Here is a 9411-nt window from a genome sequence, read left to right as displayed (position 1 = left end):
GGATCCACTATGAGTGGGTTGTGAAAAACCTTGAGAAACTAGTATCACGGGGCGTGACTCCAAACCTGGTACTTCCATCCCATGGGCTCCTCCTCAGAGGAGACCCCTTAGACTACATGTACAAGAAATATAAGTCATGGGGACATGGAGAGCCAGAGCAAGGTAAAACCCTGCTCATATATACATCAATGTACGGATTCGTTGAGAGAACAGTCAAAATAATTAGAGAATACTTCTCGGGCTTGAACCAGGATATAGATATGATTGGATTCACCGACTCCAATAGACCTAGCATCAGCGATGTTATTGGTAAAGCATTTGATGCTGAAAACATAATACTGGCATCAGCAACTTATGATGCAGACCTATATCCATTGATGAAGCATATAGCATCATTGATAACCAGGAAGACCCCGAGAGGAAAGAAGGTAGCAATTATAGCACAGTATGGGTGGGGAGGTAAAGCAGGTAAAATACTAGAGGAAATGATGAGTACTCAAGGCTTCAAAGTCGTAGGGGTAGTCGAGTTTAAGGCTGGCGAAGAGGAAAGGTATAGGGATAAAATAATTGGCTTAATAGAGTCGTTGAAAAAATAGTGGTTGCCTGCGTCCACTATTTTAGTTCCTGTCAAGCCTCGCGAGACTGGCCAAGCGGTACCCATCATGAAGCCCTCGACGACCCCGCGAGCGGTGAGCGGGTGCTGAGAGGGAAGCCCGTGCACAGAGAAGCCAAAAAAGCATTTTTAAATGTCTATCCTCCGGGCGTGCCATGCCCGGGATTCCTTCCAAACCATATCCCATAATTTCTGCTCTGTTAATGTTTCTAGTGAGGCCAGCTTATCCCTTATTGAAGCTAGTAAGGCATGATGCTTTACTTCGTCATCTCTTATAGCGGCCAGTAATAGCTTTACGCGTGAGTCCTCTGCTTCATCGAGTAATTCATCAACAACCTTGAGCATTTGGGCCTCTGTCTCTATATGGTTTGATATTACTTTTCTAATATTCTCGAACTCTTTCTCAGTTATAAATGGCTGTGGATTAGATATGAGTTCTGAGAGGGCCTTGTATATCATTCCATGCTTCTCCGAGTCTCTGGCTATAGATAGAAATATTGTTCTTAAAACCGGGTGGTTAAGCGACTCACCCAGCTCTACTAGCTTTCTAGCATGTTCCTCCTCTATTTTAGAGTAGGCCAATAGCCTAGTAACCAGTTCCTGGCCCATTTCATACCTAACTCTCAAGTACTATTACGCCTTCACCATGTTTTATTCTTAAAGCTATCAGCTCCCATGCCCTGAATACATGCATATCTTTCTCTGGCCCAATATAATCCACCGAGATATCTCCACCGGTCACCACATCAATAACATATGGCTTAGCAGATAACACTATGGCCTTATCCTCCCCTATTACCGGTGAGACAACGATGTGATCCACTACCTGCCTCACCCTGTCAAGCTCAGTGAGTCCTGTTCTACCAGTTGATTTAACCATGTTAACATAGTTAGCTGGGTTGATCACTAGTACAAATGGCCTGGTAGCCCCGGCGGAGTAAAGCTTGTTAACAGCGTTTACCACATCAATAACTGGTGCATCCTCAGTCCGCCAATCACTAAGCTTACTCCTTGAAACATCATTGGAATCTAAAATGGATCCTATTATCAGTGAATCCTCCATGGTGGCTAGTTTAAGCGCAGCCTGATACATGTCTGGTGCATCGATACTGGTCTTGGTTCTATATGAGTACTCAAGGCTTCTTTGAGTGATTCTGAAGTATACTGATAGCTCTCTCAAAGGTACTACTATACGCTGTAGGGTCTCCCCGGTTTTCTCGAGGACCACGCTTTCAATACCTTTCCCCAAATCTACTACGGGTATGTACTTGCGTAGAGACCTGGTCTCATTCGCTATGTTGAGGAATATCTTGCCCACTAATTCTATGCCCTGGGGTCTTCACTGGTGTTTGATCCATCACTATTCTTTGTGCCCACACCAGCTCCTCGCCCCTGCGGGCTACTTATACCAGTTAGCTCCCTGACCTCCTCAGCCCCCCTCTTCAACTCCTCTACCTGCTGGGGATCCAGTGACTCCAATACAGCCAGGAACTCGCCTATATGCGTTTTTTCCTCATTAGCTATGTCCTCAAATACTCTTCTCACCTTTTCATCGTCTATAGATCTAGCTAGTTGAAGGTATAGGTTCACCGCATCTAACTCGGCTATTATGGATAGTCTTAATGCCTCCATGATTTCATCGAGTGTAAGCTTCCTGTTCAATGGTAGGTCAAGAGGATGCTTGGACATCATAGTTATCTACCATGGAATAATTACTGGTTGAATCATATTTATACTTTATTGTTAAATTATTTAACTCTACGAGCTATACCTCTCAATAATATCCATGACCCTCTGGGGTATTAGATCAGGGGTAACAGCTATTACCTTCAACCCTCTCCCACGCGCCCTGGAGATGACTGCCATGTCTTCTCGAAGGCTCTCTATTAGTTTCACCCTATATATATTCGCAACCCACTCAGGGACATCGCTATCTGACTCATAGGCTGTTATAAGGGGGTGGACAATGTAGAGGATGTGGCCTTTATCCTTGTATAGGTTATTCCACGCAGCTATTTCATCTATAATGGTATCCCTGAGATGTGTAAAGAGAAATATTATACTTCTATCTCTTGGGAGAATCCTGGTATACGTGTATGAGAGTACTCCTGATAACGCCCTACGCCTATGCGATTCATCCCCCTCCTCAAACTTTACCTTGGAGAGTACTCTTAGAGCCTCCATGTATCCGTGATATCCATGCATGGGTTTCCCACTGGTATACACTAGTGACTCATTGAAGACGGTTGCTGAGACAGGGTAGCCTCTTTTAACTAGGTAGTATATTATGGAAGATATGATCCTCGCTGAATGCTCTATCATGGATTGACTCATTGGACCGCTCCACATCTCTCTTGTCCCATCAAGTATGAATAACACTGGTTGAAACACCTCCTTCTCAGGCTCCCAGATGGCAAGCATTCTTCTTGAAGCATAGATACGCCAGACTATCCTCTTCGCTTCATCGCCCGGCGAATAATCCCGTATATCATAGAATTCGACTCCCTCCCCAGGGATCCTTGATTTAACGAGCCCAGTACTTCTCGCATATATGAGTAGTTTCCTGATAATGACCTCCTCAACGGTGGGAGGTATATTGACCACCAGTGCTTTTCCAAGATATTCGTCACTCGATCTATAGAATCCAAAGAGATCCCTTAGAACTATTTTAAGCGGGCCAACAAAGTGTTCACCTAATCTGCCGTGAAAGGAGAACCTTAGCTTAACCTTTGCTCTAGGTGGTATTATTAATAAGCCCCTCTTTGATCCCTTGACTAGCTTTATCAGCTCGCTATACTGTATGCTGAACTCAACTGGCAGAATAGGTATTCTAGTAGGGTTTATAATAGTGTACTCGACGAAGAATCTTCCACCGGTTTCCATGGTGACTGAGCCTGAGACCTTTATGCTCTTAAGGATTTTATAGTTTGACTCTATAGCTATGTATGAGAACACTGGGAGAGAAAGGAGTAGTAGGGCTGGAGGCAGGAAAGTTGGGTCAACTATTATGGCTCCAGCTAGAAGCAGGGCAGTAGATAACATGTAGAGCCTCAGCCTTGTTGTAGCATGAATAGCCATTTAGATCCCCGCTAGAAGCCTTCTATAATCCCCTATCTGAAGCCTTGATGTAATGAGTGAAAGCATTTTTTCGGTTTCACTATAGGCTTTAAGTGCTTCACTATGCCACCTCACTATAAGCGGTCTCCAAGACTCCCCTACTGCTCTCCTATATAGCTTATTCATGTAGCTCCAGTACGAGCTAGCTAGATCACTTCCCACGTATTGTGATGTTCTCTCAATGAAGGCTGGACTGGATAGTTCAACCCCTAGTATCATGGTTAACACCTGGTTCGCTAGCCAATAGATGTTTAGGAAGTCATCCCTGCCCAGCTTCTCCTTCTTCTCAATTATCTTCCTCCTCACTGATTCAAACACTGTAATATCTCTTTCAACCTGCTCCCTTAACACTTCATCCCCCCTGAAAACAATGCCCCTTGTTAAGTACTTGTCTACAACTATGGTGACTGCTAGTAATACGAGGATAGCTAGGAACATGTTGGCTAGAAGCGTGGAGAATAATTCATCGAGAAATTTGAATACCAGGGGCATCCAGAATGATGGATGTATAATTGTTGCAAGTATAAGGGAGAATACGTAGAGTATATCACTTAAACCAGTTCCAGCCCCTGTAATTAAGCCTGGATTCACTAGTAGGTTGAATGCATTGATCGTTTCATAGTGCATGTTGTCAAATACCATAATACACCCGCTCTCCCCTCCACATAAATACTGGAATAACTCTAACACGAACACCTTGTACTCGCTCTGATTCCCCGAGTTAATCACCTGGTTAAGAAATATCGAGCCATCCCCTATCACGTAGACCGGTATACGTGAGTCGTGATCCTCTAATGCTACAACAGGGTCATGGATTCCTGCCTCTACGGTCTCGTTAGCTCCAACCGCGATACTACTGCATTCGAAGCCTCCTGCACCAGGCAATGTAACAACACATCCCCCGGTAATATATCCCCGTATAATTCCCCTACCAATGAGATTGGATGCCTTATCTAGAACTAGGTTGAACGACCTGTTTCCAAGGATTAGCCGGGCACGTGGATACGGCGAGTACCCGCATGCCATATCACTACACTGGCTCACGTATATTCTGCTACCGGTAACTCGGATACTTGTATTCAACGCTTCCAAGAGCCCGTTTGAATAAGTTGATTCGTCTCCGATGAAGACTATTGCTTCCCTGCATCTCTCGCTGAGTGATTTCACTATGTACTCGGCTTCACTGGCTACAAAAGGCTTCTCCGGCGATATCACTACATAAATACATTTACCACCGGTTAATCTATTGAGATCCTCCATGGAGCTAGCTATTCTAACAGTGTAGTAATGCTCGAGATCCTTAACTAACCCCAGTGTACCAAAAGATAACGGGTTAAATGGGGATGCACCCACTGGGAACCCTGGGACAACTGGCCCTCTTTCAACTAGGGCTATTAAACCTATGAAGACAAGTGCTAGCACCATGGATGTTGCTACTAGACTACCTCTCCCCTGTCTCCTCTTTTTCTCCACTCTCCCCCCTCCTCTCTGTTGCGTATACATATGCCGCCAGTCTCAATATATATAGTGAAGCCGAGAGGAGGGAGAAACCTATCAATGCAGTTAATAATGAAGTGCCTACCATGGCTCCCTCCATATATCCTATCGATTGGATCATTAGGATAAGTGATACGAGTAAAACTGAAACACCGAGTGCTATAAGTATTTGGAAACCCATCCTACCAGCCCTTGTCTTCCCCTGTCCACTACTCATGTAACAACCCCCACTATTCTTAATACATCACTCAGTAGTGAAACAAAGAAGGAACTCGAATCAATGTAGTTAGAACTGATTAAGCCGGCGAGCTCGCTGAAACTCGGGCTAAGTAATGAATCAATGATGGGATAGCCCCTCCGTAATGCTAGCATCACCGAGGTCAGATAAATGAATAGAGTGAATATTAAGGGTTTAATAATTAGGCCTCTCCCTCCATCGATCTCTACACCTCTAAGAGCACCTGGATCGATGAAGTCTCTAACTAGAGCTGTTGAGATAGTGAATGCGAGTAAGCCGATTGCGAACTGGAGAAACAATGTGATACCCTGCGGCATAGAGCCCGGTGTGTCTCCAAGAATTAATGGCAAGTAGACATCGTAGATTACGGTGTAGAAAAATGGATATATAAGGAAGACTATGGGGAGCTCTAAAAACCATGAAAACGGTGGGGAAAAGACGATGTCTATATCTGATTCCCTGGCAAGCTCTTTAACGGCTTGCCTACTAGTCGCGAAAAGAAATAAAGCAACTACCTCAACCCCTGCTTTAAGCACTCGGTAGAAGTAGATCGCTAGTATGATTGTTAAAGCTGTAATGAACACCTTGGATAACACTATAGGTGAAACCAGTGGGTTAGTCACAGCTGCACCCAGGAATACATTCTCCATGCTCTCAACCAGCATCCATGAGACATGGGCTAGTAGCATTGATACCAGGAGCATTGGTATATATAGTAGAAGCAATGATGCAAGACTTCTAGCAATATCCATGGAACTGACGCCGGACCAGGATAACTCGCCACCCTTGTAAATACTCGAGACAGTATCGAGTAGTAGAAGTACTGGTAGACATGTGATCGAGGCAACTGGAATAGAGTGCACCATTGCGGAGAATAATGTAACAAATGATACAGCTAAAATATATACCGTGAGACTTCCTATTAAAGCCATTGAAGCCGCTAGTAATATGGTGACTATTAAAACAATCATGCCCAAAACATTAGGGAGCATATGGCTTACCAGTATAGTTGATGCATCGTAAAGTATGGCCAGTGCAACCAGCCTTCTGCCAGCCTCGATTACAAGCCTAGCCATGTTCAATTTTATTCACCAATTCGCGATATTTTTCGATCGCCTCCCTATCAGCTTCTCTCTTCCTCGTGGATTCTCCGAATCTACAAACCTCATATAACCTAGTGATCTCTCCAACCAGCCTAACTATTTCGGGTGGAACCCTATGTATAATTCTCTCAAGATACTCCCTATGTGTTTCAGAAGGCATCTTTAAGACCCTGTATCTACTTGCCAGCATGGCTACAGTGAACCAGTATGCTGAGATACAGTCCCCTGGTTCACCATAACTATACCTCCTTGTTCTCCCTAGTGTAATGCCTGAGTAGATTTTACCTATTACTCCGATGATTTTACCTCCCTTAGTAGCCGTGATCAACACTATTGTAAAGACAGCAATGAATACTCCAAGTAATCCAGGCCATAAAGGACCTCGAACCAGTAGATTTAGACTCGGTAGACCCTGCTTCACGCCAGACACTGCTACACCCGGTAAATTCACGCGTGGTATGCTTAACGACGTATTTCCCATGGTCTCCTCTAATGATATATGGCTTAATCCAAGTATATTCATCAGAGTTGACATTATTCTACCAGGTACCTCTGTATCGCCCAACCGGTTTCTACTTGAGAGCTCGGAGAGAATTTTATAGGCTATCAACTCATCCTCAAGGCTTAGACTATTAGTGGCCTTCAAGGTATCCACGTATTTAAGTATAGTGGACAACTCATCATATGATATATTCTCCTTACTAACTAGCTTGCTGAGTAGTAAGCGTAGCTCGGGGTTACTTATATTGGCAACGAGTGATTCAGGGGGATCAAATAATATTCTACTAAGTTTGTTCCTATATGTCTCATTCAATAACCCACTTCTTGTGAGATTATCCAGTAGACTCGAAATACTTGCTTCATCTAGGCTGGATCCCAAGGTTATTATTGATGTATTATATAGTTCACGTATTAACTCATCCATGCTTATAGGGGAATCTAGCTGATTCGGGAACCCAGCTGTATGCCTGTCCTCAGCAATAGGTGCTAGAGGAGTTGACGCTGTAATAATTACCAAGGCTATAGATATTATGAATAGGCTCTTCATGGAGAGGGCACCTTAACACTTGATAAGACATCATCGATTACTCTTTCAACGCTCAATCCCTGCACCTCATACTCGGGCTTGAGGATCAATCTATGCAGTAGCACTGGTTTACATGCCTCCTTGACATCATCGGGTATAACATAGTTTCTCCCCTCAATGTACGCCAGTGACCTAGCCAGCTTGATTAATGCTATCCCAGCCCTAGGCGAGCCACCGAGCCTCACTGCTGGATGCCTACGAGTCTCCTCGATTATTGAGGCAACGTAGTCATAGATTGACTCATCCACCTTAATACTTGTAACCCTATTAATTTCCTCTAGTATCTCCTGGCGGGAGACAACTGGTTTAAGCTCGTTGATAGCTTTCTCGATCTCATCGGATCTCTTAAGTATTTTAACCAAGCCTACGTGAGAAGTATAACTGGTTTCCACTTTAACGAGGAATCTATCCAGCTGTGCCTCTGGAAGCGGGAACACACCCTCCATCTCCACGGGGTTCATTGTTGCTATAACTATGAAGGGCTCCGGGAGCCTATATGTCTCGCCTTCAATAGTCACCTGCCTCTCCTGCATAGCCTCAAGTAATGCTGACTGTGTTCTAGGGGAGGCTCTGTTGATCTCGTCGGCTAAAAGAATATTGGTGAAAACAGGTCCTTTCTTAACGATAAACCCCCCGGTTTTCTGGTCGAATACATAATAGCCTATTATATCCGATGGTAGTAGATCCGGGGTCATTTGAACCCGTTTAAACTCTAAGTCAAGGAGTTTTGAAACAGCTTTAGCAGTATAGGTTTTAGCAACACCCGGGACACCCTCCATTATCATGTGTCCCTTAGCGAGTATTGATGCAATAATAATCCTGAGCTCTTTCTCTTTCTCAATAAGCAATTCATCATCGACCAGGATTTTCTTAATACTGCTATAAAAACCCATTAAAACACCCAGATGCATTTGGGGCTGTATTACTCTATGAGCAATGCTCCTTAATTAATATTAATTGCTGACTTTCTTCCGTCCTAAAGGATGAGGCTTTCAGCTGTAATTTCATAAATATGGAGCAATGAGAGATATACTTAATCTTAATAGAAATTAACATGAAGAAGGCCATATAGCATCTCAGGAATTTTTAATTAAAAAAGATAATGAAAAGAATATACATAATCGGTTAACACAATTATATATGGTGAAATATTTTTGAAGGGAGGTTATGCCGGTAAAATACTATTCATTAATCTAACAGATAAAACCATACATGAAGAATACGTTAATCCAAGTATAGCTGAAAAATACATTGGTGGGAAAGGGTACGCCCTCTACGTTCTATACAAGAAATACTTGAAGGAATACATGAACAAAGGTCTTTCACCAAGAGATATAGACCCACTTGGATCAGAAAACGTGCTGGCATTTGCAACTGGTCCTATTACTGGTATACCTGGTGTTCCCTCGCCAGGTAGATACCATGTGATGGCTTTAAAGAGCCCGCTTACAGGCTCTGTGGCAAGTGCGAATAGCGGTGGCGAGTTTGGTCCATTCTTAAAGTTTGCTGGATATGACCTGGTGTTCATTGAGGGCGAAGCCGAGAAACCTGTTTACATAGAAATAGTTAATGGGCACGTCGATATTCGCGATGCTAGTGATCTATGGGGATTAAATACCTTTACCACAACAAGCATACTCAAGAAGAGGGTTAACCATAAGAATACCAGCGTAGCATGTATTGGTCCAGCCGGCGAGAATAAAGTGCTATTTGCAGCAATAATCAACGATGAGCATAGGGCAGCCGGTAGAACAGG

General features: G+C 43.6%; 10 protein-coding genes and 1 pseudogene. 2 read left to right on the top strand and 9 right to left on the bottom strand.

From position 1 onward, the window contains the following. A pseudogene (locus tag ACP5N5_RS03955) lies at window positions 1-596 on the top strand (FprA family A-type flavoprotein); the annotation flags it as partial. A 146-nt stretch (window positions 597-742) separates the two neighbouring features. Here the strand turns inward: ACP5N5_RS03955 and ACP5N5_RS03950 are convergent. From ACP5N5_RS03950 to ACP5N5_RS03910, 9 genes are all read right to left on the bottom strand, one after another. Then, entirely contained in the window at window positions 743-1240 is a 498-nt protein-coding gene (locus ACP5N5_RS03950; RefSeq protein ID WP_428133145.1) for a ferritin family protein, read from the bottom strand. Continuing rightward, window positions 1230-1931 carry a family 1 encapsulin nanocompartment shell protein gene (locus ACP5N5_RS03945; protein ID WP_428133143.1) on the bottom strand — a complete coding sequence of 234 codons (702 nt, stop codon included), beginning with the start codon at window positions 1929-1931 and terminating at the stop codon, window positions 1230-1232. The genes ACP5N5_RS03950 and ACP5N5_RS03945 overlap by 11 nt, the downstream gene beginning before the upstream one ends. A 5-nt stretch (window positions 1932-1936) precedes the next feature. Then, window positions 1937-2305 (bottom strand): ferritin family protein, encoded by a 369-nt coding sequence (locus ACP5N5_RS03940; RefSeq protein ID WP_428133141.1) that lies wholly within the window; start codon window positions 2303-2305, stop codon window positions 1937-1939. Between the two features lie 66 nt (window positions 2306-2371). Further along, on the bottom strand, window positions 2372-3691 hold the full coding sequence (locus tag ACP5N5_RS03935) for a DUF58 domain-containing protein (protein WP_428133138.1): 1320 nt from the start codon (window positions 3689-3691) through the stop codon (window positions 2372-2374). Further along, on the bottom strand, window positions 3692-5203 hold the full coding sequence (locus ACP5N5_RS03930) for a hypothetical protein (RefSeq protein WP_232216755.1): 1512 nt from the start codon (window positions 5201-5203) through the stop codon (window positions 3692-3694). Continuing rightward, the gene (locus tag ACP5N5_RS03925; protein ID WP_428133135.1) at window positions 5172-5444 is read right to left on the bottom strand and encodes a hypothetical protein; all 273 of its coding nucleotides are present in this window, start codon (window positions 5442-5444) and stop codon (window positions 5172-5174) included. Before ACP5N5_RS03925 ends, ACP5N5_RS03930 begins: the two co-directional genes overlap by 32 nt. Continuing rightward, window positions 5441-6541 (bottom strand): hypothetical protein, encoded by a 1101-nt coding sequence (locus tag ACP5N5_RS03920; RefSeq protein WP_428133147.1) that lies wholly within the window; start codon window positions 6539-6541, stop codon window positions 5441-5443. Before ACP5N5_RS03920 ends, ACP5N5_RS03925 begins: the two co-directional genes overlap by 4 nt. Further along, a complete protein-coding gene (locus ACP5N5_RS03915; protein ID WP_428133133.1) occupies window positions 6534-7616 on the bottom strand; it encodes a DUF4129 domain-containing protein in 1083 nt (360 codons plus the stop codon). The genes ACP5N5_RS03920 and ACP5N5_RS03915 overlap by 8 nt, the downstream gene beginning before the upstream one ends. Continuing rightward, the gene (locus ACP5N5_RS03910; protein ID WP_048058820.1) at window positions 7613-8548 is read right to left on the bottom strand and encodes an AAA family ATPase; all 936 of its coding nucleotides are present in this window, start codon (window positions 8546-8548) and stop codon (window positions 7613-7615) included. Before ACP5N5_RS03910 ends, ACP5N5_RS03915 begins: the two co-directional genes overlap by 4 nt. 261 nt (window positions 8549-8809) lie before the next feature. On the opposite strand from ACP5N5_RS03910, the gene ACP5N5_RS03905 reads away from it, so the two are divergent. Continuing rightward, window positions 8810-9411 (top strand): aldehyde ferredoxin oxidoreductase N-terminal domain-containing protein (locus tag ACP5N5_RS03905; protein ID WP_428133130.1); only part of this gene is annotated, 602 nt, incomplete at its 3' end.

The organism is Desulfurococcus sp., from assembly GCF_049970475.1.
GTDB classification, from domain to species: domain Archaea; phylum Thermoproteota; class Thermoprotei_A; order Sulfolobales; family Desulfurococcaceae; genus Desulfurococcus; species Desulfurococcus amylolyticus.
The sequence above is the reverse complement of the archived record's forward strand: the minus strand, read 5'-3'. Positions and strand labels throughout refer to the sequence as shown.

What these genes read in the sequence shown, in the direction of transcription:
- ACP5N5_RS03940 (WP_428133141.1), bottom strand. Translation starts at nt 2,305, where the DNA reads ATGATGTCCAAGCATCCTCTTGACCTACCATTGAACAGGAAGCTTACA.
- ACP5N5_RS03935 (WP_428133138.1), bottom strand. Translation starts at nt 3,691, where the DNA reads ATGGCTATTCATGCTACAACAAGGCTGAGGCTCTACATGTTATCTACT.
- ACP5N5_RS03925 (WP_428133135.1), bottom strand. Translation starts at nt 5,444, where the DNA reads ATGAGTAGTGGACAGGGGAAGACAAGGGCTGGTAGGATGGGTTTCCAA.
- ACP5N5_RS03920 (WP_428133147.1), bottom strand. Translation starts at nt 6,541, where the DNA reads ATGGCTAGGCTTGTAATCGAGGCTGGCAGAAGGCTGGTTGCACTGGCC.
- ACP5N5_RS03915 (WP_428133133.1), bottom strand. Translation starts at nt 7,616, where the DNA reads ATGAAGAGCCTATTCATAATATCTATAGCCTTGGTAATTATTACAGCG.
- ACP5N5_RS03910 (WP_048058820.1), bottom strand. Translation starts at nt 8,548, where the DNA reads ATGGGTTTTTATAGCAGTATTAAGAAAATCCTGGTCGATGATGAATTG.